Origin of the sequence: Xanthomonas sp. LF06-19 (assembly GCF_034105425.1) — a bacterium.
GTDB lineage: Bacteria > Pseudomonadota > Gammaproteobacteria > Xanthomonadales > Xanthomonadaceae > Xanthomonas_A > Xanthomonas_A sontii.
On the sequence record NZ_JAXGGH010000003.1, the window covers coordinates 412,912 to 438,803 of the forward strand.

A 25,892-nucleotide genomic window follows, 5' to 3' on the forward strand; every position below is an offset into this window, starting at 1 on the left:
GCGCTCACCCCGGCGTCGCGGCGTCGGCGCGCTCGCCCGGTTCAGTGACGTTCGCCAGCAGGGCGCCGGCGTACAGGCCGATCAGCAGCATGGTCAGCCCGCCCCAGAACGACGAATAGAACGCCAGGTGGGTGTTGAACGGGAACACCGTGATCAGCAGCGCCTGCATCGCCGGACGCGCCCGCTCGCGCGCCTGCGCCGAGGCGTAGCGCCAGGCGCGCCACGCCTGCGCGGCACCGGCCAGCCACAGCAGCAGGCCGATCACGCCGGTCTCGGCGAGCACCTCGAGCACGATCTGGTGGGCATGGAAGGCCGGCTCGCGCCCCCATTCCCCGGCATGGCCCGGATCCGGATCGCACCCGACGTAGGCCTCGCGGAAGCCGCGCACGCCGACGCCGTTGATCGGGTGCTGGCGGATCATGCACCAGGCCGCGCTCCAGATCTGCGCACGCCCGGTCAGTGCCGCGTTGAGGTCGGCCGGATGCCCGCTGAGCGCGCGCGCGGTGCGCTCGAAGCGGTCGTGCACCTGCGGCGACACCACACCCAGCACCCCCGCCACCAGCAGCGCGGCCACGCCCAGTGCCAGCAGCTTGCGCGCACCGAGCAGGCGCCAGCCCGACAGCACCAGCAGCACCGCGAAGGTGATCCACGACGCGCGCGATCCCGCCAGCACCAGCACCACGCCGACCGCCCCTGCCGCGATCAGCCAGCCCCAGGCACCGCCGCGGCGCGCGGCCAGCCACAGCAGGAACGGCGACACACTGGCCAGCACCTGGCCGAACTTCAGGTTGCACGGGCCGAACACGCCGCTGAGGCGATCGGCCAGGGCGATCTCCTGCGGCGTGCACAGGCCATGGTGGCTGATCGCCCACTTCAGCTGGTCCAGCGACCAGAACAGCGGGCTTGTGCCGCACAACGCCTGCGCCAGCGCATCCAGGGTCCAGATCGCGGCGATCACCGCCAGGCCATTGAAGGTGGTGCGGCGACCGCGCGGCGTCGCCACCGCCATCGCCACCAGCCACAGGAACGGCAGGAAACGCAGGTCCACCGCCGATTCGCGCAGTGCCAGCGGCACGTCCACCGCGCCCAGCGCCGACAGCGGCTGCGGCAGCCAGTAGGTGAGGAACAGCAGCGTGGTCAGCGCCCAGGCCGGGCCGCTGAGCAGGCGCGCGCCGCCGCGGAAGCGGCTGTGCAGCAGGCGCGCCAGGGTGACCAGGGCGCCCAGCGCCAGCACCCCGGCGGCCAGGCCGGGCGCCGGCCACAGCGCGACGAACACCAGCACCCACACCGGCGCCCAGCGTTCGCGGACTTCGGGCAAGGCAGAAGCGGACAGGGAACCGTCAGGGCCGGAGTTCGTCATAGATCGCCAGGGTGCTGCGCTGCATCGCCTGCAGCGTATAGGGAAGCGTGGCCGGCGGCGCCGGCGGTTGTGCCAGCAGTGCGCGCGCGGCCGCCAGCAGGGCCACGGCGTCGAAGGTCGCCACTGCGCCGGCGGGCTGCAGCTGCGCCAGCAATTCGCCGACCCCGCCATGCGCCCAGCCCAGCACCGGCCGCCCGACCGCCAGCGCCTCGACCACGGTGCGACCGAACGCCTCGGGCTTGCGCGACAGCTGCAGCACCAGGTCGCTGGCGGCGTAGGCGTCGGCGATGCGCGCGGTCGGCGACGTGAACGCCACCGCGTCGGCCACGCCGAGGGTCGCCGCCTCGGCTTCCAGTTCGCGGATGTAGGCCTCGCGCCCGGCCTCGCGCGCGCCCGGCAGCCACAGCCGCGCGTCGCGTCCCTTGCCGCGCAGCGCCGCCAGCAGACGCAGCGCGTCGGCGTGGCCCTTCAGGCGGGTGCCGCGCCCCGGCAGCAACAGCAGCGGCCCATCCCCGGCCAACGCCGGCGCCTGGCTGACGGCCCAGGCCCGCGCCTGCGCATCGGGCCAGGGACGGCGCGGGAACTGCGCCGGATCGATACCGCGCGGCACCACCCGCAGGCGCGCCGGATCGGTCTGCGGATAGTGCTGCAGCACGTAGTCGCGCACGGTCTCGGACACGCAGATGACCCGCTCGCCGCGGGTCATCACCGCGCTGTAGCGGCTCGGCGAGTTGAGCCCATGCACGGTGGTGACCAGGCGCGGACGCTGCGCCGCCGGCATGCCCTGCAGCGCGCGCCAGCCCAGCCAGGCCGGCAGCCGCGAGCGCGCGTGCACGACGTCCGCGCTCTCGCGCGCGAACAGGCGCCGCAGCGCCGGCACGTGGCGCAGGGTCAGCAAGGACTTGCGGCCGATGTCCAGGGCGATGTGTTCGGCGCCGGTGGCGGCCAGCGCCGGCAGCAGCCGGCCGCCGGCCGACACGACCACGGCGCGATGCCCGGCCTCGACCAGGGCCTGGGCGATTTCCAGGGTGGACCGCTCGACGCCGCCGGACTCCAGCGCCGGCAGCAGCTGCACCACGGTCAGGCGGTGCATCGAACCCGGATCAGTCGACCAGCACGAAGACCGCGCCGCAGTACGGGCACTTGGCTTCCAGGCCCGGCTCGTCCTCGATCGGCAGGTAGACCCGCGGATGCGAGTTCCACAGCGCCATTTCCGGGGTCGGGCAGCTCAGCGGCAGGTCGGCGCGGCGCACCTCGTAGCGCGTCTGGGCATTGGCGGGCGCGGTGGCGGTATGGCTCATGGCGGTGGGGACACGGCAAAAAGGGACAGGCGATTCTAGCAGCCCGTCCCGCCACGGGCGCGGTGCGCGGCGGCGGCCCCAGGCGGTCCTTTCACGCGCCTTTCCGGTTCGCTTGATACGGAACCAACGCACCACTATGCTGGCATCACGCGGCGCCGACATGCCGCTTTGAGGTGTCTCGTGGATATAGGTGTGCGTTTGATGCAGGCGCGGCGAAATGCCGGTTTCACACTGCGCGAGCTTGCCGCCTTGCTGGGCGTGGCGCATAGCACCCTGGGTCATTGGGAGAACAACCGTTCGGTCCCCAATGCCCGGCATTTGCTGAAGATCGCCGAACTTACCGGCGTCGATGCGTATGTGCTGCTGACCGGCAAGCCGTCCAAGCTGAACCAGACCGACAGCGACAGCCTGCCGTTGCCGGTGGGCAAGCGCATGGCCTGAGCGCGGCGCGGCGCCACTGGCGCCGTCCCCGTGCCCGGCTCGACCCCGCGCAGCCCAGGTGCCGGCTGCGCGTGAAGACGCGACTCGCACTGCGACACTCGCTGTCGCCCCGATATGAAACCGCTTCCAGCCACGCCCCTTCGCTGATCTCGCCGCGATCCGACGCAGCGGTTGCGGCACGCGTGCCGCTGCAGCGTCACTCCCTCACGCCTCTGGCGCAACCGCGGCCGCCTCCCCTGCCACTCATTCCGTCTGCGGCGACATCGCGCGCTCAGGCACGGCCTCGCGCACGACTGCACGTGAGGCGCGCGCAGCGCGCGAGCGGATCTCCTGAAGACATGAGGGTGGCAGCCGTGCTGCCAGCCGTGCCGTGTGCGCACGCCCGAAGCGCCGCTTGAGCACATGCAGCCGCACCGGCACCGCAGTCATGCGGGCCGGTGCGGGCTGGAAGCCGCGTGGCGGCTTATTTTTCCGCTTCGAGCTGCTTGCGGATCTGCGCGTCGACCGCGGCGATCGCGGTCATGTTCATCACCCGGCGTGAGGTGGCGCTGGTGGTGAGGATGTGCACCGCCTTGGAAATGCCCATCAGGATCGGGCCGATCGCCACACCGTCGGTGAACACGCGCACCAGGTTGTAGGCGATGTTGGCCGCTTCCAGGTTCGGCAGCACGAACAGGTTGGCGCGGCCCTTCAGCGTGCTGTTGGGCATGATCTGCTTGCGCAGCGCCTCGTCCCACGCGGTATCGCCCTGCATCTCGCCGTCGATGTTGAGCTCGGGCTTGCGCTTGAGCAGCGCCTCGCGCACCTGGCGCATCTTCAGCGCGTCGCGCGAATCGTGGCTGCCGAAATTGGAGTGCGACAGCAATGCGATGTTCGGCTCGATGCCGAACAGCTTCAGGCGATAGGCGGCCTGCAGCGTGGCTTCGACGATCTGCTCCACGCTCGGGTCTTCCTGCACGTGGGTGTCGACGAAGAAGAACGCGCCCTGCTGGTTGATCACACCGGTCATCGCCGAGGTCGAACTGACCCGCGGCTCCAGCGGAATCACGCTGCGCGCATAGCCGAGCTTCTTGTGGAAGCGGCCGACCACGCCGGTGAGCAGCGCATCGGCTTCGCCGCGCGCGACCATCACCGCGGCGATCAGGGTCGGCCGCGAGCGCATCAGTTCCTTGGCCGCGGTGACGGTGACGCCGCGGCGCTCGGTGAGCGCGTGGTAGTACTGCCAGTAGTCGTTGAAGCGCGGATCGTCGTGGATGTTGGTGATCTCGAAATCCACGCCGGCAGTGATGCGCAGGCCCAGGCGCTGGATGCGCGCCTCGATCACGTCCGGGCGGCCGATCAGGATCGGGAACGCCAGGCCCTCGTCGATCACGCTCTGCACCGCGCGCAGCACCACTTCCTCTTCGCCCTCGGCATAGACCACGCGCTGCTTGTCGGCGCGGGCGCGGTCGTACACCGGCTTCATCATCAGGCTGGTGCGGTAGACGAACTGGCTGAGCTTGTCGCGGTAGGCGGCCATGTCGGCGATCGGCCGCGTGGCCACGCCCGAATCCATCGCCGCCTGCGCCACCGCCGAGGACAGCTCGACCAGCAGGCGCGGATCCAGCGGCCGCGGAATCAGGTAGTCGGGGCCGAAGCTCGGCGTCTCGCCGCCGTAGGCCGCGCCGAGGTCGGAGGCCTCGCGCCGCGCCATCGCCGCGATCGCCTTGACGCAGGCGATCTTCATTTCCTCGTTGATGCCGGTGGCGCCGACGTCGATGGCGCCACGGAACAGGTAGGGGAAGCACAGCACGTTGTTGATCTGGTTCGGATAGTCCGAACGGCCGGTGCCGATGATCGCGTCCGGACGCACCGCCTTGGCTGCCTCCGGCGTGATCTCCGGATTCGGATTGGCCAGGGCGAAGATCACCGGCTGCGGCGCCATCGTCGCCACCATCTCCGGCTTGAGGATGCCGGCGGCCGACAGGCCCAGGAAGATGTCCGCGCCCTCGACGATCTCGGCCAGGGTGCGCTTGTCGGTGTCGCGCGCGTAGCGCGCCTTGTCCGGATCCAGGTCGGTGCGGCCGGTGTGGATCACGCCGTCGCGGTCCAGGGCCAGGATGTTCTCCGGCTTCAGGCCCAGCGAGACCAGCATGTTGACGCAGGAGATGCCGGCCGCGCCCATGCCGGTGGTGGCCAGCTTGACCTCTTCGATCTTCTTGCCGGTGACCACCAGCGCGTTGAGCACGGCCGCGCCGACGATGATCGCGGTGCCGTGCTGATCGTCGTGGAACACCGGGATGTTCATGCGCTCGCGCAGCTTGCGCTCGACGATGAAGCACTCCGGCGCCTTGATGTCTTCCAGGTTGATGCCGCCGAAGGTCGGCTCGAGGCTGGCGATGATGTCGACCAGCTTGTCCGGGTCGTTCTCGTTGATCTCGATGTCGAACACGTCGATGCCGGCGAACTTCTGGAACAGCACGCCCTTGCCTTCCATCACCGGCTTGGACGCCAGCGGGCCGATGTTGCCCAGGCCCAGCACCGCGGTGCCATTGCTGATCACCGCCACCAGGTTGCCGCGCGCGGTCAGTTCGCTGGCCTGTTTCGGATCGGCGACGATGGCCTCGCAGGCGAAGGCGACGCCCGGCGAATAGGCCAGCGAGAGATCGCGCTGGGTCAGCATGGGCTTGGTCGCGGAGACCTTGATCTTGCCCGGCGGCTGCTGGCGGTGATAGTCGAGGGCGGCCTGTTTGAAATCGTCGTTTGACATCGAGGGCTTCTTTTGTCGAAAGGCGCGGAGGCCCGGAATTCTACCCCCAGCCGCAGGAGCGGTCCTGTCTGGCGGCTGTCGCCACGGCCTTGGGGGCAGGAAAAAAGCAACGCGCCGGCAAGGCCGGCGCGTCGTGTGATGCAAGGGATCAGCGCGTGGCGAGCGGTTCGGCCGCCACCGCCGGCAGCGGCACGGCCTCGCCATCCAGCGCCAGGCGCAGGCGGTCGCGATCCAGCGCATTCTCCCAGCGCGAGACCACCACGGTGGCCACCGCATTGCCCATGAAGTTGGTCAGCGAGCGGCATTCGCTCATGAAGCGGTCCACGCCCAGGATCAACGCCATGCCGGCGACCGGCACTTCCGGCACCACCGCCAGCGTCGCCGCCAGGGTGATGAAGCCGGCGCCGGTCACACCGGCCGCGCCCTTGGAGCTGAGCATCGCCACCAGCAGCAGCGTGATCTGATGGCCCAGAGTGAGTTCGGTGTTGGTGGCCTGCGCAATGAACAGCGCCGCGAGCGTCATGTAGATGTTGGTGCCGTCGAGGTTGAACGAGTAACCGGTGGGCACCACCAGGCCGACCACCGACTTCTCGCACCCGGCGCGCTCCATCTTCTCCATCAGCGACGGCAGCGCCGATTCGGACGAGGACGTGCCCAGCACCAGCAACAGTTCCGTCTTGAGGTAGCGGATCAGCTTGAAGATCGAGAAGCCGCACAGATAGGCGACGGCGCCGAGGATCACCACCACGAACAGCAGCGAGGTGACGTAAAACGAACCGACCAGCCAGGCCAACTGCACCAGCGAGTGCAGGCCGTGCTCGCCGATGGTGTAGGCGATCGCGCCCAGCGCGCCGATCGGCGCGGCCTTCATCAGGATGTGCACCAGCTTGAACACCGGCGCGATCAACGCCTCCAGGAAGTTCAGGACCGGCTTGCCGCGCTCGCCGACCATGGCCAGCGACACGCCGAACAGCACGGCGACGAACAGCACCTGCAGCACGTTGGTCCCGACCAGCTTGCCGTTGACCACCTGGTCGCCGGTGAACGCACCGATCAGCGAATTGGGGATGATGTCCATCAGGAAGCCGACCAGGGTCAGGTCGTGCGACTTCTGCACGTAGCTGGCGACCTTGCTCTGGTCCAGCGTGGCCAGGTTGACGTCCATGCCCGCGCCGGGCTGCACCACGTGCGCGACGATCATGCCCACCACCAGCGCCAGGGTGGAGAAGAACAGGAAGTACACCATCGCCTTGCCGAACACCCGGCCCACCGTCTTCAGGTGCGTCATGCCGGCGATGCCGGTGACGATGGTCAGGAAGATCACCGGCGCGATGATCATCTTCACCAGCTTGATGAAGGCATCGGCCAGCGGCTTGAGCTGCGTGGCGAACTGCGGCTCCAGATGGCCGAGCACGGCACCGATGACGATGGCCACCAGCACCTGGACGTAGGTATGCCGGTAGAACGGCACCGGCCGCGGCGCAGGGCTGGCCGGGGAAGTTGAGATATGCATCGAAGGCACTCCGGGACGGTCCGCCCACCCGACGCGGGTCGCGGAATGCTGCCTTTGTACGCGTCGCCAGCGTCTAAGCAGATAACCTATTGGTACTAGGCCCGGCGCCGCGCCGTGTCGACGCGGTTACAGTGGCGCAGCAGGCTCACGGAAGGGCTGACGCAACGCCGCACGCAGACGCCGCCCCTCGCGGCCGATGGCGGCGTGGCCGCCATCGCAGCGCACGTCTTCAGGGGGAGACGGCGCCGCAGGACTGCAACATCGCCGTAAAGAACGGCCGGGCGCGTCCGCTATTGCATGCAGGGGGCATCGCGTCCGGCATCGTGTCCGCATCGCAGCGGCCTCGCCGTTCGCGTGCGGTCCACCGCCGCACTGCCCGCGCCATCCATGGCACCACCAGCCCGGCCGGGGACTGCCGCGCCTTCATTCCTTACCGAGACGACTCCATCATGCGCCACACTCTCCTCTTCGCTGCGCTGGGCCTGACCGCCGCCGCTCCCGCCGTCGCCGCCAACGGTTTCGACGACTGGCCGACCAAGGTCGCCTTCAACGACGGCACCGAACTGGCCGTGACCGGCAACTACGCCTACGACTGGAACAACTTCTCCAACGACGACGGTCGCCTGGAGGACGACAATGCGTTCCGGCGCAAGGAGTTCGGCGCGACGCTGAAGAAGAAGGGCGTGTACGACGCGATGGTGTACTTCGACTTCCAGTCCAAGCTGTGGCTGGACGTGTTCTTCCGCTTCGAGACCAAGGCCCTGTTCGGCGCCGACTACGGCAAGGTGCGCCTGGGCTACATCAAGGTGCCGGTGGGCCTGGAAGGCGTGACCAGCTCGCGCGCGGACAGCTTCATGGAAGTGGCGCTGCCGGTGCAGGCCATCTACCAGGGCCGCCGTACCGGCGTGGAGTGGACCTTCGAGCGTCCGCAATACCTGCTGCAGGCCGGCGCCTACGGCGGCAAGGACCTGCAGGGCGACAACCCCGGCACCACCCAGGCGGTGCGCGGCGTGTGGACCCCGTTCAAGGCCGACGGCGACGTGCTGCACCTGGGCCTGGCGTACTCGCAGGAGAATCCGCGCGGCTACCACAACGGCCTGGACGTGAGCTTCAGCCCGCGCGCGCGCTTCCGTGCGCGTCCGGAAGCCGGCCTGACCGACGTGCGTCTGATCGATTCGGGCACGCTGGTCGACGTCGACCAGGTGCGCCGCACCGGCCTGGAAGCGATCTGGATCAAGGGACCGTTCTCGATGCAGGGCGAGGCGCTGCGCGCCGACGTGACCCGCGACAACGGCCGCCCCGACTACACCGCCGACGGCCAGTACGTGTTCGCCAGCTACGTGCTGACCGGCGAATCGCGGCCGTACAGCGCCGGCAACGTCGGCAACATCAAGCCGGCCAACGCATACGGCGCGGTCGAGCTGCTGGCGCGCTACAGCCGCCTGGACCTGGACGACGGCACGGTGCTCGGTGGCCGCCAGCACGACTGGACCTTCGGCGCCAACTGGTACCTGACCAGCCACTTCAAGTTCCAGGTCAACTACGTGCGCGCCGATGCCGAACGCGCCGGCGTGCACGTCAAGCCGAACTCGCTGGACGTCCGCGCCCAGGTCCAGTTCTGAGCCAGCGCACGTCGGCCGATCCGAGGCGATCGGCCGGCGTGCACCCCGCTGCGCCAGCCGCAAAGGCTGCGCAGCGAGCCGCAGGAGGGGCGTCGGCGATGCCAAGGCCCCTTGGGTGATGCGGCCTCGGCGCCCACAGCGTGTTTGCGGCACATCCGCAAGACGACACCGGCGACGTTCCCTGATGCGATCGCCGTTGCACCTGCCGGCGGTTTCGGTTCGTTTGCGGTCCGCGACGCCCGCCATCTCCGCCGCATGCCGCAAACGGCAGCGCACCCTCTAAGCTGATGCGGTCCCGGTCGCCGCGTTCTTCCGCATGCCCTCGCTCCTGCGCCATCGTCGCCTGATCCTGCTGCTGGTCGTCATCGTCGGCGGCATGGTGCTGGCGATGCTGTCGGCGCAGCACGTCGCCGAACAGCGCGCGTTGCGCGCCGAGAGCGTGCAACTGCGGCAACAGCTGGAGCTGTATGCGCAGACGCTGCAGCAGCGCATCGACCGCTACCGTACCCTGCCGCAGGTGCTGGCGCTGGATCCGGAACTGCGCGACGCCCTGACCCATCCGCTGGACGCAGCCACCCAGCAGCAGTTGAACCTGAAGCTGGAGCGCGCCAACGACGTCACCCGCTCCTCGACCCTGACCCTGATCGACGCCAACGGCGTGGCCCTGGCCGCCAGCAACTGGCGCCTGGCCAGCAGCAACGTCGGCGCCGACTACAGCTTCCGCCCGTATGTGAAGCAGGCATTGGCGCAGGGCAAGGGCCGCTTCTACGGCATCGGCATGACCACCGGCGTGCCCGGCTACTTCCTCTCGCAGGCGATCCTCGACGCACGCGGGCGCCCGCTCGGGGTGATCGTGATCAAGATCGAACTGGCTGCACTGGAGCACGAATGGCTGCGCGTGCCCGACGTAGTGCTGGTCAGCGACGGCCATGGCGTGGTGTTCCTGTCCAGCCGCGACGTCTGGCGCTATCGCCAGTTGCAACCGCTCAGCGCGCACGAGCGCGACGAATTGCTGGCCACCCGCCAGTACGCGCAGCAGACGCTGCTGCCGGCGCGACGGCGGGTGCTGGAGACGCTGGACGACGGCGGCCAGGTGATGCGCATCGACATGCCGGCGCAGCCGGCGCCGCTGCTGTGGCAGAGCATGGCGCTGCCGGAGGGCGGCTGGCGCCTGCACTTGCTGCACGACGTCGGCGGCAGCCGCGCGGCCGGCCGCGCCGCCGCGCTGGCCGCGGCCGGGATCTGGCTGGCGCTGTCGTTCCTGGGTCTGCTGTTCCAGCAGCGCCAGCGCCTGGCACGGCTGCGCCAGCGCAGCCGGCGCGAACTGGAGGCGTTGCTGCAGCAGCATGCGCAGGAGCTGCGCACCGCCCAGGACGGTATCGTGCAGGCCGCGCAGCAGGCCGACACCGGCCTCAGCCGCAGCCTGGAGCACCTGCCGCAGGGCGTGGTGATCATCGATGCGCAACTGCGCCTGGTGGCGTGGAATTCACGCTATCTGGAGATCTTCCGCTTCCCGCCGGAACTGATCCGGGTCGGGCGCCCGATCGAGGATGTGTTCCGCTACAACGCACGCCGCGGCCTGCTCGGCCCCGGCCCGGTGGAAGCGGCGATCCAGCGCCGCCTGGACCACCTGCGCAGCGGCCGTCCGCACATGCGCGAGAGCGAGAAGGACGACGGCACGGTGCTGGAGATCCGCGGCAATCCGCTGCCCGACGGCGGCTTCGTGACCAGCTACGCCGACATCACCAGCTACAAGAACGCCGCGCGCGAGCTGCGCTCGCTGGCCGACGCGCTGGAGCACCGCGTCGCCGAGCGCACCCACGACCTGGCCGAGGCCAAGCGCGAGGCCGAGAACGCCAACCGCTACAAGACCCGCTTCGTGGCCTCGGCGGTGCACGACCTGCTGCAGCCGCTCAACGCCGCGCGCATGTTCGTCTCGGCGCTGCGCGGCAAGTTGCACGAGGCCGATGCGCGGCAGATCGCCGACCATGTCGACAACGCGCTGGCGGCGCAGGACGCGATCCTCAACAGCCTGTTGGACATCTCGCGACTGGAAGCGGGCACGTTGAAGACGCAGGTGCAGGACCTGGCGCTGGACCCGCTGCTGCAGACCCTGGCACGCGAGTTCGGCATCGTCGCCGAAGGCCGTGGGCTGCGCCTGGACTACGTACCGACCCGCGCCACCGTGCGCAGCGACGCGACCCTGCTGCGGCGCATCCTGCAGAACTTCCTCTCCAACGCGGTGCGCTACACCCCGCGCGGACGGGTGCTGCTGGGTTGCCGGCGCGACGGTGCGCAGCTGCGCATCGAAGTGCACGATCAGGGACCGGGTATTCCCGACGCCCTGCAACAGGAGATCTTCGAAGAATTCCGCCGACTTGGCGACGGCGTCGCCAACGATCGCGGCGCCGGCCTCGGCCTGGCGATCGTGGAGCGCATCGGCCGCCTGCTCGGCCACCGTATCGGCCTGCGCTCGCAGTTGGGCCGCGGCAGCGTGTTCTCGGTGACCGTGCCGCTGGGCGATGCCGCTGCGGCGCAACGCCAGGTGCCGGCGGCGATGGCCAGCGACAACGGCGACGACCCGATCCTGCATGGCTGCCGGGTCTGGTGCATCGACGACGACCCGCGCGTCTGCGAGGCCAGCCGGACCCTGCTGACGCGCTGGGCCTGCCAGGTGGAACTGGCCGCCGGCCCGGACCAGGCGCTGGCCGCAGCGCAGCCGGCACAGGCGCCGGAACTGGTATTGCTGGACGTGCGCATGGGCGACTGCCACGGCCCGACCCTGTTCGCGCAGCTGTGCGCACGCTGGCAGGCCGAGCCGCGGGTGATCCTGGTCACCGCCGAAGCCGATCCGGCGCTGCGCACCCTGGCGCAGGAACGCGGCTGGGGCTTCCTGGCCAAACCGGTCCGCGCGCCAGCCCTGCGCGCACTGATGACGCAGATGTTGCTGCGGCGTGGGTGAGGCGTGTGAGCGGTTTATCAGGCTTGGGGAATGTGGATCTTTGGCTGCCGTACCCTCATCCGCCCCTGCGGGGCACCTTCTCCCGAAGGGAGAAGGGAAGCGCTTAGCCCCTCTCCCCACGGGAGAGGGGTTGGGGTGAGGGTACGGGCGCGCAGCGATGCCTCTACCACTCGCGCGGCGCGATCAGTTCCTCGACGTCGGCGTCTTCGAAACCATAGGCCTTGGCGATGTGCAGGAAATCCACGCCGATGTTCTCGCTTGCGGCGGTCTCGATCTCGCTGTCGTGGGCCTCGAACTCCAACGCCAGCTTGTTGAACTCTTCGGTGGCGGCATGGGTGAGCCGGTACAGCGCCGGCAGGTCCGCCGGTGCCTGCGCCTCGATCGCCTCGCACAACCGCAGCAGGATCTTCTGTCCCTTGCCGACCAGCGACGGGGGGAAGTAGTCGTCGTCCAGCATCTCCTGCAGGAACGGATAGTGGGCGGTCTGCTCGTTGCGGAGGGTCGTGGTGGGCATGGTCCGGTGGTCTCCGCCCGCGGGGGGCGCGGGCATCGGCGCATAGCATCGCGTATCCGGGCGCCGCAGAAAACGCCCCCCGCCGGCGCCCGGTTCAGGCCTCGCCTTCCGGCTCCAGCGCCTTCACCAGCACCGCGGCCTGGGTGCGGCTGTGGCATTCGAGCTTCTTCAGGATCGCGGTCACGTGGACCTTGACGGTGTTCTCGGCCAGGCCCAGTTCGTAGGCGATCTGCTTGTTGAGCAGACCATCTGCCAGGCACAGCAGCACCCGGAACTGCTGCGGGGTCAGTTGCGCCAGGCGCGCCGCCAACTGCGCGTCGGCCTCCGACCGCGCCGCGGTCAGCGGTGGGAACCAGGTGCCGCCGTCGAGCACCGCCGCCACCGCAATGCCGATGGTCTCGGCCGGCGAGGACTTGGGAATGAAGCCGGCCGCGCCGAACTGCTGCGCGCGGCGGATCACCCGCGGATGGTCGTTGGAGGAAATCACCACCACCGGCACGTCCGGGCGCTCGCCGCGCACGTGCAGCAGGGCCGAGAAGCCGCGCGCGCCGGGCATGGCCAGGTCCAGCAGGATCAGGTCGGCATCGGCCTGCGCGGCCAGCGCGGCGTCCAGGGTGCCAGCGCTGGCCGCCTCCACCACCAGGGCGCGCGGCAAGGCCTGGCGCAACGCGTGCAGCACGGCGGCGCGGAACAGCGGGTGGTCGTCGGCGACCAGGATCGTCGGGGCATCCATGGGCGTGAAGGCGGCTGGCATGACGCTGCAACGCGGCGTCGGGTGGGCGCGGACAACGCGCAGGACCCGCAGTGTACGTGCGTGGCCGCTGGATGCCGAGTGCGCGAGACCCGATCGGGCGGCGGCGGGTTGCCCGAGACCGGCGTGCCGGGTGCCTGCGGAGAAACTCGTGCAGGACGCCGCGCACAACACCGCCACGCCGCGCATTGGCGCTCCGCAGCGCGCAGCAAGGCGTCCTCGGCCGCGCATTCAAGGCCGGCCCCACCATGGCCGATAACACGGCGTGATCGTCTCGTTCTCCAATCTGCTGGGCCGCCTGCCGCTGGCCGCGTCCTGCCTCATCGTGTGCCTGGCGCTCGCGCCGGACGTGTCCGCGGCCGCCACCGCAAGCGACGACGACCTGCCCAGCAGCCTGGAGCACTTCGGCCTGGACGAGGGCCTGTCGCAGCTGTCGATCAACGCCCTGCAGAGCGACGACCAGGGCTTCCTGTGGGTCGGCACGCAGGAAGGCCTGAACCGCTTCGACGGGCATCTGTTCCGCGCCTACCGGCGCGAACTCGGCAGCGACAGCCGGCAGAGCCTGCTCAGCAGCAGCATCGACAGCATCGGCTTCGAGCCGCGCGGCACCCGCCTGTGGCTGGGCACCAACGACGCCGGCCTGGAAGTGATCGAGTTGGCCACCTGGCAACACCACCGTCTCGACGCGAAGCAGGGCCTGTCGCACAACCGCGTCACCCAGATCCTGATCGATCCGCAGGGCGGCGCATGGCTGGGCACCGAACGCGGCATGGACCGGGTCGAGGCCGACCTGCAGCGGGCGCGCCCGCTGGGCGGCGATGCGCCGGTGGTGGGCCTGACCTGGATGCCGGACGGCAAGCAACCGGTGGCACTGGACCGGCAATGCCGGCTTTGGCGGCTGGGCCGCGACGCGCGCGAGGAACTGCCGGCACCGCGCGGCATCGACGAATGCGTAGGCCTGCAGTCCGGCCCGGAAGGGCTGTGGCTGGCGTCGGCGAGCGGCGGCCTGTTCCAGCTCGATGCGCAGGGCGCGGTGCTGGCGCACTGGACGCCAGCGCAGTTGGCCACCGGCGGCAGCGACCTCAGCGCGCTGATCCGGCTGCACGACGGCCGCGTGCTGGTCGGCACCACCAATGCCACGGTGACGCAACTGGACAGCGCGCAGCATGCGCCGCAGCGGCTGAGCTTCGACATGCCGCCCAACAGCGCCATCATCCGTTTCTACCAGGCGCCCGACGGCACCTGGTGGATCGGCACCTACACCGGCGGGCTGTACCGGGTGCGTCCGTTGTCGGCGGTGATCCGCAACGACGAGGAGCGCGTCAGCGACACCCATGCGTGGCCCAGCAGCAGCGTGCGCAGCATCTGGCGCGACGGCGAGCGCATGCTGATCGGCACCGACCAGGGCCTGCTGCTGCGCGACAGCAGCCGTGCCGCCTGGCAGCTGGTGCCCGGGCTGGCCAGCCAGGCGATCCGCAGCATCGCCGCCGACCGCGACGGCTGGTGGCTGGGCACGCGCCAGGGGCTGTGGCGCCTGGACCGCAACGGCACAGTGCGGCGCCTGGGCGGGCTGGCCGACGAGCACGTCAACGATCTGCTGCTGGAAGGCGACACGCTATGGGTGGCCACCCGCCGCGGCCTGACCCGCGTGGTCGATGGGCGCGTGCGCAACGATCCGCGCTGGGCACCCCTGAGCGGGCACACCCTGACCCGGGTCTACCGCGACAGCGAAGACACGCTGTGGATCGGCTGCAACGACTGCGGCGTGTGGCGCATGCGCAGCGGCCGTCCCGCCGAGCCCTACCGCCCGCGCGGCAGCACCCTGTACCCGTCGGTGTGGTCGCTGTACGAACACGACGGCGTGCTGTGGGTGGGCACCTTCTCCGGCGGGCTGTACCGCATCGACCTCAAGCGCGACGTGGCGCTGCGCTACAGCGACCGCGAGGGGCTCAGCAGCAACGTCATCTACACGATCCTGCCGGATCCGCAGGGGCGGCTGTGGCTCAGCACCAACAACGGCCTGAGCGTGCTGGATCCGCGCACCCGCATCGTGCAGAGCCTGGGCCGCCGCGACGGCCTGCAGAACCAGGAGTACAACAGCGGCCGCGGCTACCGCGACGCGCACGGCCTGCTGTATTTCGGCGGCACCCAGGGCGTGGACGTGATCGATCCCACGCGCCTGCCGCTGCGTAGCCCGCAGGCGCGCGCAGTACTCACCGACCTGCGCATCCTCAATGCCGGCGAGGACCGCGACGGCAGTGAGAACCAGACCGAGAGCGACGTGGTCTACGCGCAGCGCATTGCCCTGGACCATCGCGACAACGTGTTCACCATCGGCATGACCGCGATCGACTTCGCCGCCCCGGGCACCGCGCGCCTGCGCTACCGCGTCGACGGGCTGCAGAAGGGCTGGGTATACCCGCAGACCGCGCACAGCGACTTCTCGGTCAGCCACCTGCCACCGGACCGCTACACGCTGGTGGTGGAAGCGGCCGGGCGCGACGGCCAGTTCGGTGGCGCGCGGCGGCTGCAGATCCAGGTGCTGCCGCCGCCGTGGCGGCATCCGCTGGCCTACGCCGGCTACGTCGTGCTCGGCCTGGCGCTGCTCGGCCTGGCGCTGCAGCGGGTGCGGCACACGGTCAACCGCGAGCGCGACATGGTGGAACTGCTCAACCTGACCGTGGCCGAGCGCACCCGCCAGCTCGAACGCGCCAACCAGCAGTTGCTGCAGAGCAATGCGCGCCTGCAGGCGGCCACACGCCTGGATCCGCTGACCCAGGTCGCCAACCGCCGCGAGCTGCAGGACTGGCTGGCGCGCGAATGCCCGGCCCTGCTGGCGGCGCTGGACGAAGGCGGCAGTGCCGATGCGCTGTACTTCTTCATGATCGACGTGGACAACTTCAAGCGCATCAACGACGACTACGGCCACCAGGCCGGCGACGCCGCGCTGGTGCACTGCGCCGATCGCCTGCGCGGACTGTGCGGCGAACGCGACCTGCTGGTGCGCTGGGGCGGCGAGGAGTTCCTGCTGGTCACCCGCCTGCCGCGCGAAGACGTCGCCAGCGACCTGGCCGAACGCCTGCGTGCGGCGGTGGCGACGCAGCGCTTCGCGCTGACCGAGCGCGAACTGACCCTGACCTGCTCCATCGGCTTCGCCCCGTGGCCGTTCGTCGCCGCGTGGCCGGCGCTGGGCGACTGGGAACAGAGCGTGGGCCTGGCCGACCGCTGCCTCTACGCCGCCAAGGGCGCCGGCAAGGACGCCTGGGTGGGACTGGCGCCGGGCGCGGCGCCGGACCGGCCGCGTCTGCACGCGCTGCTGGCCGGCGGCGCACCGGAAGAACTGGGCGACAGCGTACGCGTGCTGTGTTCGCCCGGGCGCCAGCCGCGCTTCGCGCGCTGAGCGACGCCGGCGCGGCGGCTCAGCGCGGCGGCGCCTGCTGCATGCTGCTGCGCCAGGCGTCCAGGAACTGACGTCGCTTCAGCGCATCCAGGTACACCAGCAACCCGGGCCCGAGCGCGATCGGGCGGAACGCCGACGCAGCGGCCGGCCCGCCCTGCGCCGCCACGCCCGGCTGCGGCAGAATCGGCTGCAGCCGCGCCTCGCGCGACAGCCCCTGCTGCCCGCGCGGCGACAGCAGGTAATCCAGGAAACGACGCGCCTCGGCCGCGTGTGGGCTGTCGCGTGGGATCACCGCGGTGCGCAGCGCGACCAGGGTGTAGTCCTCCGGCTGCACGATCGCCAGCGGCGCGCCGGCATCGATGCGCGCCTGCGCGTACGAACCCAGCACGTTGTAGGCCAGCAGCAGGTCGCCGCGCGCGACCTTGTCCAGCAGCACGCCGGTGCGTTCTTCCAGCACCACCTGGTTGTCGCCCATCGCCGCCAGCAACGCGCCGGCCATGCTGCCGAGTTGGCTGTCCTGGGTCGCGAACAGGTAGCCCACGCCGCTGCGCTCCACGTCGTAGGTGCCGATACGCCCACGCAACGGCGAGCCCGGCGCGCGCAGCAGTTCCAGCAGCCGGCGGCGGGTGCGCGGCACCTGCGCGGCCGGCAGCCGCGCCGTGTTGTAGACGATCGCCACCGGCTCGTAGCTGATGCCGAAGACCTCGTGCCGCCACTGCGCCCACGCCGGCAGCGCCTCGGTCTGCGGCGAGCGGTGCGCCAGTGCGTGGCCGTCGTTCACCAGCTTGGTCTGCAGATCCATGCTGGCGCTGATCAGCAGATCGGCGCAGCGCGGGCCAGGGCCTGGATGCAGGTAGCGCCGGTAGATATCGCCGGCGATCACGTCCTGGTACACCACTTCGGTGTGCGGATGCAGGCGCTGGTAGTCGCCGATCACCGCGGCGAACACCTCGATGTCGGTCGAACCCTGGATGCACAGTTGCGCGGTGGCCGTGCCCTGCGCCGGGAAGCGGCGCACGTCGCCGGGCGCGGCCAGGGCATTGCCGGCGAGCAGCATGGTCAGCAACAGCGGCAGACCGCGCAGCAGCGCGGGCAGGCTCATGGATGCAACCTCGGCAGGTGCAGGCTGGCGATCAGGCCGCCGCCCACGCGATTGGACAGGTCGATGCGCCCGCCATGGGCCTCGACCACGCGCTTGACGATCGCCAGGCCCAGCCCAGCGCCGCCGGCGGCCGCACCCTCGCCGCGCACGAAACGTTCGAACACGCGTTCGGCTTCGGCGGCGGCGATGCCCGGGCCATGGTCGGCCACGGTCACCACGCAATCGCGCGCGCTGCAGGTCAGCGCCACCTGCAGCGCGCCATCGCCGCCGTACTTGCAGGCATTGTCGATCAGATTCTTGATCGCCTCGCGCAACAGCAGCGCATCGCCGCGCACCAGCGCCGGTTCGCTGGCCACGGCCAGTTGCACGCGTGGCCGCGGCGCGGCCTGCGGCACGGCCTCGTGCAGCGCCTGGTGCAACACCTCGGCCAGGTCCACGCTGGCGTAGCGCTGCAGGTTGGAACGGTGGATCACGCTGGCGTCGCTGAGCAACTGGTTGAGCAGGCGGCTCATGTGCGTGGCATTGCGCTCGATCGCCTCCAGGCTGCGACGCATCTCGTGCGGGTCGTCCTCGTCCAGCGCCAGTTGCGCCTGCGCACGCAGTGCCGCCAGCGGCGTGCGCATCTGGTGCGCGGCCTCGGCCATGAACGCACGCAGGGTCTCGTTGCTGCCGGCCAGGCGCGCCATGAAGCGGTTCAGCGCCGCCACCATCTGCTGCATCTCCTGCGGCGCCGTCGCGGCCACCGGCTTCAGTTCGGACGGTTCGCGCCGCGACAGTTCGCGCTCCAGCGTCCGCAGCGGCCGCAGCGCACGCGATACGCCCAGCCACACCAGCGCCAAGGCCAGCAGCGACAACAGCGCGATCGCCACCAGCGCGTGCAGCACCACGTCCTGCGCCAGCGCCTCGCGGGCGCGCCGGGTCTGCCCCACCTGCACCCACACCTGGTCCTGCGCCGCCGCCGAGGACACCCGCCGCGACACCACCGCGAAGCGCACCGGCTCGCCGCTGTAGACCGCATCGAACAACCGCGGCGGCGCGCTGGCGCGCGGCAGCGACGGCGCCGCCGGCAGGTCGTCGTAGCCGGTGATGGTGCGCCCGCGCGCATCGAACACGCGGTAGAACACCCGGTCCTCCGGCGCCATCGCCAGCAGGTCCAGCGCGGCATAGGGCAGGTCCACCTGCCACTGACCGCCGGCCAGCGCCACCGAGTCGACGATGGATAGTGCCGAGGACACCAGCAGGTGGTCGTAGGAGCGGTTGGCGGCACGCTGGCCGTAGTCGCGGGCGACGAAGAACAGCGCCACCGCGCCGAGCAGCGACAGCGCGCCCAGGTAACGCAGCAGCGTGCGCCGGATCGACGGCGCCGGCGGCGCGGCCTCAGCCATCGCCGTCCGCTGCCGCCGGGTCCGGCGGCGACGCGGCCGCCTCCAGCTTGTAGCCGACGCCGCGCACGGTGACGATGCGCAGCGGCGCGGCGGCCAGCTTCTTGCGCAAGCGCCCGACGTACAGTTCGATCGCGTTCGGCCCGGCCTCGTCGTCGAAGCCGAACAGGCCGTTGCCGATCTCGTCCTTGCCCACCACCTGGCCGAGCCGGCCGATCAGGATCTCCAGCAGCCGGTACTCGCGGTTGGGCAATTCGATCGGCGTGCCATCCAGGCTGACGCTGTGCGCGGCGTTGTCGAAGGCGAAACCGCCGAGCTGCACCACCTCGCTGGCCTGACCGCGATTGCGCCGCAGCAGCACCCGGCAGCGCGCCTCGAACTCGCGAAAGTCGAACGGCTTGCCCAGGTAATCGTCGGCGCCCACGTCCAGCGCCTGCACCCGATCCTCGATGCCGTCGCGCGCGGTCAGCATCAGCACCGGCGTGGTGTCGCCACGCTCGCGCAGCCCGGCCAGCACGCGCAGCCCATCCAGCCCGGGCAGGCCGATGTCCAGCACCACCAGATCGAAGCGCTGGTAGCGCAGCACCCCGGCCGCACTCAAGCCATCGCGCTGCCAATCCACCGCATGCCCGCTGCGGCGCATGCGCCGCACGATCGCATCGGCGAGATCGGCGTTGTCTTCTACTAATAAAAGGCGCATTCGGGATGACCAGTCGTGCGGCTGTGGAAAGCCGGGATTGGGGATCGGCAAATGCCATTCTGCCGGCGGATGGCAACCCGCTTGCTTCGCGTTGGCCGCCGGCGATCAAGGTTGGGAAGACGCGCAGCATCGAGATCGCAGATCAAGGCCACCGCCGCTGCGCCCACCGACGGCGCGTTCACTGCGATTGCATGCTGATCGAAGCCATGCTCGGATCCGTGGTGAAGATGAGGCGGTACAGGTAAGCGCCTGGCATGGCCGGATCCGGCAACGTCTGCATGACGATGGAATACATCGGCGTATCGACAGCGCCGGCCATGGCCTGGATTGCGGTGGAGAATTGCGCATCGCTGAGATGCGCGTTCGAGGCCGATGCCATGCAGACATGGGTTCCGCATGCGACATCCTTGAGAGCGAAACCGGGATCGGCCTCGCGCAGATAGTCGCTGAAATTCCTCCTGTAGGTCCTTGACTTGGCCATGCCGTCGGACTCGGCCTGGCTTGCCACCTTTTGCAGGATCAGGTCGAAGTCCTTGTCGCCGATGACATGCATCGCCATGTCGCCGTCGATCGACTTCCCGGTGAGAAACGCCATCTCCGCCGCCGCTGCCGGCGGGCGATCCTGCGGTGCAGGGAACGCTTCGGTAGTGTCGGGTGAGGTTTCCTCGGCTCCAGGCAGGTCCGTCCCTGAGCGCGCCTTGGCGCCGGCGGCGCGCGCCTCGCCCTCAGCGGCGGCAGCAGAGGCGACGGTGCCTGGCTGCGAGCGCGTGGCGGCAGGCGGCCGCTGCCAAAGCATGAACGCTCCGACCGCGAGAAGCAGGACCGACAGGCCCGCGAACACTCTACGCATGGCGACTCCGATGACGCGCGATTGAGGCCAGGCAGATGCCGCGACGCGAGGGAACGCGGTCTCCGGCTGGCCGAAAGTCCAGTGCCGATAACCTACCTAGGCTGCGCCGGTTGCACAACGACGCGCGCTGCAGCGTCCGCCATCGTCGCCAGCGCGCCGGGGCCGACACGCCGGCAGCGGGCGACCGGGCGCGCCCGAAACAGTTGGCTCCGCACCGACAGGTCGATGACAGCTACGCCGCACTAGGCTGCAGCCACGCTGGCCTGCGCGTTCCGCTGCGGGCTACCGACTCATCGACGCACTGCGCGCACCTGGGAGGGTACGTGGACCTGAAGAAATTGAGCCTGTGCGGCGCTTGCGCCTGCGCCCTGTTGTCCTTGCCCGCGCTGGCGCGCGCCGCCGATGGCGACGACGACGGCCCAGTCACCGCCGAACTCGGCGGGCGGCTGCACTGGGATTTCGCCCACTTCGACAACGACCGGCGCGGCACGCCCAATCCCGACGACACCGAGATCCGCCGCTTGTGGCTGGACGTGTCTGGCAAGGTCTTCGGCTTCGGCTACAAGGTCGAAGGCGATTTCGCCGGTCTGCAGGACGACTTCAACGGAAAGGGCATCGAGGCCAAGGACGTCTACATCACCCGCAAATTCGATGCCGGCACGCTCACTGTGGGCCAGTTCAAGCAGTACTTCACGCTCGACGACCGCACCGGCTCCAACTTCGGCCAGTTCCTGGAGCGCAGCGGCGCGGCCAGTACGCTGGCGCCGCTGTACCGCAAGGCGGTGTCGTGGCAGGCCGCGGGCACCGACTACACCTGGGCGGCCAGCGTCTACAGCCTGCAGAGCATCGACGTCTCCAACGTCCGCGGCCATGCGTTCGGCGGCCGCGGCACCTGGGCGCCGGGCGCGCGGGACGGCGACGTGCTGCATCTGGGCCTGTCGCTGGCGCACGAGCACTACGACCATCCCGGTGCCGGCGGCGCGCCGGCGCTGAGCATCCGCCCGCGCCCGGCCGGGCACCTGTCCGACGACAGCCGCGTCACCCTGGCGCGCTTCGCCGACGGCCGCGACACCGACGTGGACAAGTGGTCGCTGGAATACGCGCAGGTGCGCGGGCCGCTGTCGTGGCAGGGCGAGTTCAGCGGCGGGTTGTTCGACGACGGCGCGCAGCGCGCCGACGTGATGGCGGCCTATGGCTTCGTCAGTTGGTTCGCCACCGGCGAATCGCGCCGCTACGACAGCAAGACCGGGCGTTTCACCCGCATCAGGCAGGTCAATCACAACTACGGCGCCTTCGAGCTGGCGCTGCGCTACGACCGCATGTGGGGCGCGCAGCACCGCGACGGGCAGCCCGATCTGCTCGATGCCTCCACCGCCTCGTGGACGCTGGCCGGCAACTGGTACCTCAAGCCGAACCTGCGGCTGATGCTCAACCTGATCGACAGCCGCAACCGCGACCATCTGGCCGGCGTGACGCTGGACCACACGCGAGCGATCACCGGGCGCTTTCAGTATGACTTCTGAAGGCCGGGACCCGGGACCGGGGACCCGGGCCCCGGAAAAGCGCAGCGCTGCCGCCAAGGCTCTACCGATCTTCGTTCTCCGAGTCCCGGGTCCCCGGTCCCGGGTTCCGGCTTTTCATCAAAAGGAACTTCCATGCTGACCGCGCTCGGTTTCGGAATGGTCATTACCTTCATGTACCTGATCATGAGCAAGCGGCTGTCGCCGCTGGTCGCGCTGATCATCGTGCCGATCGTGTTCGCGCTGGCCGGCGGCTTCGGCACCGGCATCAATGAGATGATGCTGGAGGGGATCAAGAAGATCGCGCCCACCGGCGTCATGCTGATGTTCGCGATCCTGTACTTCGGGGTGATGATCGACGCCGGCCTGTTCGATCCGCTGGTGCGGCGCATCCTGCGCCTGGTCAAGGGCGACCCGATGAAGATCGTCGTCGGCACCGCGGTGCTGGCGCTGCTGATCTCGCTCGACGGCGACGGCTCCACCACCTACATGATCACCGTCTCGGCGATGCTGCCGCTGTACCGGCGGCTGGGCATGAACGCGCTGAACATGACCTGCGTGACCATCCTCGCCGGCGGCGTGATGAACCTGACGCCGTGGGGCGGCCCGACCGCACGCGCGGCCACCGCCCTGCACGTGGACCCGGCCGACGTGTTCGTGCCGCTGGTGCCGGCGATGGCGCTGGCGATCGTCGGCATCCTGCTGCTGGCCTGGTACCTGGGCATGAAGGAACGCCGCCGCCTCGGCGTGGTGACGCTGCCCGGCGATGCCTGGATGGACGGCAGCGTGGCCGACGACGGCGAGGCGCTGCCCACCGTGGAGGATGCCGAGGACATCAAGCGGCCGCGGCTGCTGTGGGTGAACCTGGCGTTGACCCTGGCGCTGATGGCGGCGCTGGTGATCGGCGTGCTGCCGATGCCGGTGCTGTTCATGATCGGCTTCGCCCTGGCGCTGCTGATCAACTACCCGAACCTGGCCGAGCAGCGCCGCCGCCTGGTCAACCATGCCGGCAACGTGCTGTCGGTGGTGTCGCTGATCTTCGCCGCGGGCGTGTTCACCGGCATCCTCTCCAACACCGGCATGGTCGAGGCGATGTCGCGCAGCTTCCTGGCGGTGATCCCCGACGCATGGGGGCCGTACCTGGCGGTGATCACCGCACTGGCGAGCATGCCCTTCACCTTCTTCATGTCCAACGACGCCTTCTACTTCGGCGTGCTGCCGATCCTGTCCGACGCCGCCAGCCACTACGGCATCACCCCGGTGGAAATGGCCCGCGCCTCGCTGGCCGGGCAGCCGGTGCACCTGCTCAGCCCACTGGTGCCCTCCACCTACCTGCTGGTCGGCCTGGCCAAGGTCGACTTCGCCGACCACCAGCGCTTCACCCTGAAGTGGGCGGTGCTGGTGTCGTTGGTGTTGATGGGCGGCGGGCTGCTATTCGGCCTCTTTCCTTTGGCGAAGTGAGCGCCGCCCGGGATTGGGGATTGGGCATTGGGGATTCGTAACAGCCACTGCCCGCGCGCCCATCCAATCCCGACTCCCCAATCCCGAATCCCAACTCCGAAGGAGTTCAACGTGACCCTCAGAATCGCCTACGTCACCAGCGGCATGGGCAGCATCGGCACCGCGATCTGCCAGAAGCTGGCGCGCAACGGCCATACCGTGGTTGCCGGGTGCGGGCCGGACTCGCCGCGCAAGTCGGCGTGGCTGCGCGAGCAGCGCGAGCTCGGCTTCGACTTCATCGCCTCCGAGGGCAACGCCACCGACTGGGATTCCACGGTGGCGGCGTTCGCCAAGGTCAAGGCCGAGGTCGGCGAGATCGACGTGCTGGTCAACAACGCCGGCGGCAGCCGCGACATGCTGTTCCGGCAGATGGGCCGCGAGGACTGGCAGGCGGTGATCGCCAGCAACCTGCACGCGCTGTTCAACATCACCAAGCAGGTGGTGGACGGCATGACCGCGCGCGGCTGGGGCCGTATCGTCAACATCGGCGCGGTCAGCGCGCAGAAGGGCCAGATCGGGCAGATCAACTACGCCACCGCCAAGGCGGCGATGCAGGGCTTCAGCCGCGCGCTGGCGCAGGAAGTGGCCTCGCGCGGGGTCACCGTCAACACGGTGTCGCCCGGCTACATCGCCAGCGCGGCGATCAGCGGCTTCCCGCCGGACGTGCTCGATCGTCTCGCCAGTTCGGTGCCGCTGCGCCGGCTCGGCAAGCCCGAGGAAGTGGCGGCGCTGTGCGCCTGGCTGGCCTCGGACGAGGCCGCCTACGTCACCGGCGCCGACTACGCGGTCAACGGCGGCCTGCACATGGCCTAGCGCCTCGCCTGCCCCGCATGGCGCCACGGTTGCTCGTGCATGCAGCGGAGACGCGGGACGTGGACCTGCGCTCGACCGCGACGGATGCGCCCGCGCGCAGCCGCCGGATTCGGCAGGCAGGCACGCCGCGGCACTGCAGCCGCGGCGTGCAAAGCGCCGCGACGCCCGCCTGGCATACACTGCCGGTTCCGCTTCGTCCGTCGCGCCCGCTCCGCATGTCCGACAAACCCGAACCCGGCGCGCCCGCCGCGCGCCTGCAGATGGCCGACATCGCGCGCATGGCCGGCGTCTCCGAATCCACGGTGTCGCGTGCGCTGGCCGACAACCCGGTGGTCGCCGAACGCACCCGCGCCTATATCAAGCAGTTGGCCCGCGACGCCGGCTACCGCGTCGATCCGGTCGCGCGCAGCCTGCGTTCGCGGCGCTCCAACATCGTCTGCGTGGCGGTGCCGCTGATGCACGCGCACGAGCAGCCGCTGTCGGACCCGTTCATGATGACCATGCTGGCGCTGCTGGCCGACGCGCTGACCGCGCGCGGCTACAGCATGCTGCTGTCCAAGCTGGACCAGCACCAGGACCACTGGGTCGAGGACCTGGCACGCAACAGCCGCGCCGACGGCGTCATCATGCTCGGCCAGAGCCACGAGCACGCCTCGCTCGACGCCGCCGCGCGCGGCGGCCTGCCGATGCTGGTGTGGGGCAGCCGCATCGACGGCCAGGCCTATGCCAGCGTGGGCAGCGACAACCTGCGCGGCGGCGAACTGGCCACCGCACACCTGATCGAACATGGCCGCCGGCGCATCGCCTTCCTCGGCGACGAGCAGTTGCCGGAAGTGGCGCCGCGCTTCGCCGGCTACCGGCGCATGCTCGACGCGCACCGCCTGACGTTCGACCCGCGGCTGCACGCGCGCAGCCACTTCCTCAGCGAGGACGCCTACCGCCTGACCCGGGCGATGCTGAAGAAGACCGACCCGCCGGATGCGGTGTTTGCCGCCTCCGACGTGATCGCCCTGGGCGCGATCCGCGCCCTCATCGAAGCCGGCCACCGCGTGCCGCAGGACATCGCCCTGGTCGGCTTCGACGACATCCCCCTGGCTGCCTACAGCCAGCCACCGCTGACCACCGTGCGCCAGGACCTGGCCCAGGCCGCCACCCTGCTGGTGGACGGCGTGCTGAACCTGATCGCCGGCACGCCGGTGGCATCGGTGGAGCTGCCGGTGAGTCTGGTCGTGCGGGAATCGGCCTGAGGCGGGGATAGCGCCATCGAGAACGCGGCAAGGACGCGCACCTGTGCCGGTTGCTGCGGAGCGCACCTCCAGCGCACCCGAACCCCAGCTGCATCACCTCCTGGCGCCCTCCCCCGCGATGCCAGCGCAAATCGCGGCATCGCGGCACAATGGGTCACCAGGCTC

General features: G+C 70.1%; 19 protein-coding genes. 8 read left to right on the top strand and 11 right to left on the bottom strand.

Annotation, left to right across the window (positions count from 1 at the left end):
* Positions 1 to 4: 4 nt before the first annotated feature.
* From SLW55_RS08760 to SLW55_RS08770, 3 genes are read right to left on the bottom strand one after another with little or no spacing between them, the layout of a single operon-like run.
* Positions 5 to 1,360: an O-antigen ligase gene (locus SLW55_RS08760; RefSeq protein WP_320744959.1), complete on the bottom strand. Its 1,356-nt coding sequence runs from the start codon at positions 1,358 to 1,360 to the stop codon at positions 5 to 7.
* On the bottom strand, positions 1,341 to 2,453 hold the full coding sequence (locus SLW55_RS08765; protein WP_267099663.1) for a glycosyltransferase: 1,113 nt from the start codon (positions 2,451 to 2,453) through the stop codon (positions 1,341 to 1,343). The genes SLW55_RS08760 and SLW55_RS08765 overlap by 20 nt, the downstream gene beginning before the upstream one ends.
* A gap of 10 nt (positions 2,454 to 2,463) precedes the next feature.
* On the bottom strand, positions 2,464 to 2,661 hold the full coding sequence (locus SLW55_RS08770; protein ID WP_010344507.1) for a zinc-finger domain-containing protein: 198 nt from the start codon (positions 2,659 to 2,661) through the stop codon (positions 2,464 to 2,466).
* Between the two features lie 180 nt (positions 2,662 to 2,841).
* On the opposite strand from SLW55_RS08770, the gene SLW55_RS08775 reads away from it, so the two are divergent.
* Positions 2,842 to 3,102 carry a helix-turn-helix transcriptional regulator gene (locus SLW55_RS08775; RefSeq protein WP_225851569.1) on the top strand — a complete coding sequence of 87 codons (261 nt, stop codon included), beginning with the start codon at positions 2,842 to 2,844 and terminating at the stop codon, positions 3,100 to 3,102.
* A gap of 463 nt (positions 3,103 to 3,565) precedes the next feature.
* Here the strand turns inward: SLW55_RS08775 and SLW55_RS08780 are convergent, their stop codons facing one another.
* Positions 3,566 to 5,851 carry an NADP-dependent malic enzyme gene (locus tag SLW55_RS08780; protein WP_017910606.1) on the bottom strand — a complete coding sequence of 762 codons (2,286 nt, stop codon included), beginning with the start codon at positions 5,849 to 5,851 and terminating at the stop codon, positions 3,566 to 3,568.
* A 148-nt stretch (positions 5,852 to 5,999) separates the two neighbouring features.
* Positions 6,000 to 7,364 (bottom strand): dicarboxylate/amino acid:cation symporter, encoded by a 1,365-nt coding sequence (locus SLW55_RS08785; protein WP_267084073.1) that lies wholly within the window; start codon positions 7,362 to 7,364, stop codon positions 6,000 to 6,002.
* A 449-nt stretch (positions 7,365 to 7,813) separates the two neighbouring features.
* On the opposite strand from SLW55_RS08785, the gene SLW55_RS08790 reads away from it, so the two are divergent.
* Entirely contained in the window at positions 7,814 to 8,986 is a 1,173-nt protein-coding gene (locus tag SLW55_RS08790) for a porin (protein ID WP_017917402.1), read from the top strand.
* A gap of 316 nt (positions 8,987 to 9,302) precedes the next feature.
* Positions 9,303 to 11,948 (top strand): PAS-domain containing protein, encoded by a 2,646-nt coding sequence (locus SLW55_RS08795; protein WP_267099664.1) that lies wholly within the window; start codon positions 9,303 to 9,305, stop codon positions 11,946 to 11,948.
* 163 nt (positions 11,949 to 12,111) lie between these two features.
* Here the strand turns inward: SLW55_RS08795 and SLW55_RS08800 are convergent, their stop codons facing one another.
* Positions 12,112 to 12,462: a DUF5713 family protein gene (locus SLW55_RS08800; protein WP_010344517.1), complete on the bottom strand. Its 351-nt coding sequence runs from the start codon at positions 12,460 to 12,462 to the stop codon at positions 12,112 to 12,114.
* 94 nt (positions 12,463 to 12,556) lie between these two features.
* On the bottom strand, positions 12,557 to 13,195 hold the full coding sequence (locus SLW55_RS08805; RefSeq protein WP_017910914.1) for a response regulator transcription factor: 639 nt from the start codon (positions 13,193 to 13,195) through the stop codon (positions 12,557 to 12,559).
* 283 nt (positions 13,196 to 13,478) lie between these two features.
* Here SLW55_RS08805 and SLW55_RS08810 point away from each other — a divergent pair, with 283 nt between their 5' ends.
* On the top strand, positions 13,479 to 16,613 hold the full coding sequence (locus SLW55_RS08810) for a two-component regulator propeller domain-containing protein (protein WP_320744960.1): 3,135 nt from the start codon (positions 13,479 to 13,481) through the stop codon (positions 16,611 to 16,613).
* A 19-nt stretch (positions 16,614 to 16,632) separates the two neighbouring features.
* Here SLW55_RS08810 and SLW55_RS08815 read toward each other — a convergent pair whose 3' ends face one another.
* The 4 genes from SLW55_RS08815 to SLW55_RS08830 all read right to left on the bottom strand — a co-directional run bounded on the left by SLW55_RS08815 (position 16,633) and on the right by SLW55_RS08830 (position 20,647).
* Positions 16,633 to 17,715, bottom strand: a complete 1,083-nt coding sequence (locus tag SLW55_RS08815) for an ABC transporter substrate-binding protein (RefSeq protein WP_320744961.1) — start codon at positions 17,713 to 17,715, stop codon at positions 16,633 to 16,635.
* A complete protein-coding gene (locus SLW55_RS08820; RefSeq protein WP_267112838.1) occupies positions 17,712 to 19,100 on the bottom strand; it encodes a sensor histidine kinase in 1,389 nt (462 codons plus the stop codon). The genes SLW55_RS08815 and SLW55_RS08820 overlap by 4 nt, the downstream gene beginning before the upstream one ends.
* Positions 19,093 to 19,797, bottom strand: coding sequence for a response regulator transcription factor (locus SLW55_RS08825; RefSeq protein ID WP_320744962.1), 705 nt, complete (start codon positions 19,795 to 19,797; stop codon positions 19,093 to 19,095). Before SLW55_RS08825 ends, SLW55_RS08820 begins: the two co-directional genes overlap by 8 nt.
* Before the next feature lie 178 nt (positions 19,798 to 19,975).
* Positions 19,976 to 20,647 (bottom strand): hypothetical protein, encoded by a 672-nt coding sequence (locus SLW55_RS08830; RefSeq protein ID WP_320744963.1) that lies wholly within the window; start codon positions 20,645 to 20,647, stop codon positions 19,976 to 19,978.
* A gap of 323 nt (positions 20,648 to 20,970) precedes the next feature.
* On the opposite strand from SLW55_RS08830, the gene SLW55_RS08835 reads away from it, so the two are divergent.
* From SLW55_RS08835 to SLW55_RS08850, 4 genes are all read left to right on the top strand, one after another.
* Complete coding sequence (locus tag SLW55_RS08835; protein WP_320744964.1) at positions 20,971 to 22,170, top strand: porin; 1,200 nt, start codon at positions 20,971 to 20,973, stop codon at positions 22,168 to 22,170.
* A gap of 132 nt (positions 22,171 to 22,302) precedes the next feature.
* Complete coding sequence (locus SLW55_RS08840) at positions 22,303 to 23,628, top strand: CitMHS family transporter (RefSeq protein WP_017913225.1); 1,326 nt, start codon at positions 22,303 to 22,305, stop codon at positions 23,626 to 23,628.
* 111 nt (positions 23,629 to 23,739) lie between these two features.
* On the top strand, positions 23,740 to 24,480 hold the full coding sequence (gene phbB / locus SLW55_RS08845) for an acetoacetyl-CoA reductase (RefSeq protein WP_010344527.1): 741 nt from the start codon (positions 23,740 to 23,742) through the stop codon (positions 24,478 to 24,480).
* 215 nt (positions 24,481 to 24,695) lie between these two features.
* A complete protein-coding gene (locus SLW55_RS08850; RefSeq protein ID WP_295963284.1) occupies positions 24,696 to 25,727 on the top strand; it encodes a LacI family DNA-binding transcriptional regulator in 1,032 nt (343 codons plus the stop codon).
* Positions 25,728 to 25,892: the final 165 nt, after the last annotated feature.

Excerpts from the sequence above, each read along its gene's own strand:
- SLW55_RS08760 (WP_320744959.1), bottom strand. The coding sequence starts at position 1,360 with ATGACGAACTCCGGCCCTGACGGTTCCCTGTCCGCTTCTGCCTTGCCC.
- SLW55_RS08765 (WP_267099663.1), bottom strand. The coding sequence starts at position 2,453 with ATGCACCGCCTGACCGTGGTGCAGCTGCTGCCGGCGCTGGAGTCCGGC.
- SLW55_RS08770 (WP_010344507.1), bottom strand. The coding sequence starts at position 2,661 with ATGAGCCATACCGCCACCGCGCCCGCCAATGCCCAGACGCGCTACGAG.
- SLW55_RS08780 (WP_017910606.1), bottom strand. The coding sequence starts at position 5,851 with ATGTCAAACGACGATTTCAAACAGGCCGCCCTCGACTATCACCGCCAG.
- SLW55_RS08785 (WP_267084073.1), bottom strand. The coding sequence starts at position 7,364 with ATGCATATCTCAACTTCCCCGGCCAGCCCTGCGCCGCGGCCGGTGCCG.
- SLW55_RS08790 (WP_017917402.1), top strand. The coding sequence starts at position 7,814 with ATGCGCCACACTCTCCTCTTCGCTGCGCTGGGCCTGACCGCCGCCGCT.
- SLW55_RS08795 (WP_267099664.1), top strand. The coding sequence starts at position 9,303 with ATGCCCTCGCTCCTGCGCCATCGTCGCCTGATCCTGCTGCTGGTCGTC.
- SLW55_RS08800 (WP_010344517.1), bottom strand. The coding sequence starts at position 12,462 with ATGCCCACCACGACCCTCCGCAACGAGCAGACCGCCCACTATCCGTTC.
- SLW55_RS08805 (WP_017910914.1), bottom strand. The coding sequence starts at position 13,195 with ATGGATGCCCCGACGATCCTGGTCGCCGACGACCACCCGCTGTTCCGC.
- SLW55_RS08815 (WP_320744961.1), bottom strand. The coding sequence starts at position 17,715 with ATGAGCCTGCCCGCGCTGCTGCGCGGTCTGCCGCTGTTGCTGACCATG.
- SLW55_RS08820 (WP_267112838.1), bottom strand. The coding sequence starts at position 19,100 with ATGGCTGAGGCCGCGCCGCCGGCGCCGTCGATCCGGCGCACGCTGCTG.
- SLW55_RS08825 (WP_320744962.1), bottom strand. The coding sequence starts at position 19,797 with ATGCGCCTTTTATTAGTAGAAGACAACGCCGATCTCGCCGATGCGATC.
- SLW55_RS08830 (WP_320744963.1), bottom strand. The coding sequence starts at position 20,647 with ATGCGTAGAGTGTTCGCGGGCCTGTCGGTCCTGCTTCTCGCGGTCGGA.
- SLW55_RS08840 (WP_017913225.1), top strand. The coding sequence starts at position 22,303 with ATGCTGACCGCGCTCGGTTTCGGAATGGTCATTACCTTCATGTACCTG.
- SLW55_RS08850 (WP_295963284.1), top strand. The coding sequence starts at position 24,696 with ATGTCCGACAAACCCGAACCCGGCGCGCCCGCCGCGCGCCTGCAGATG.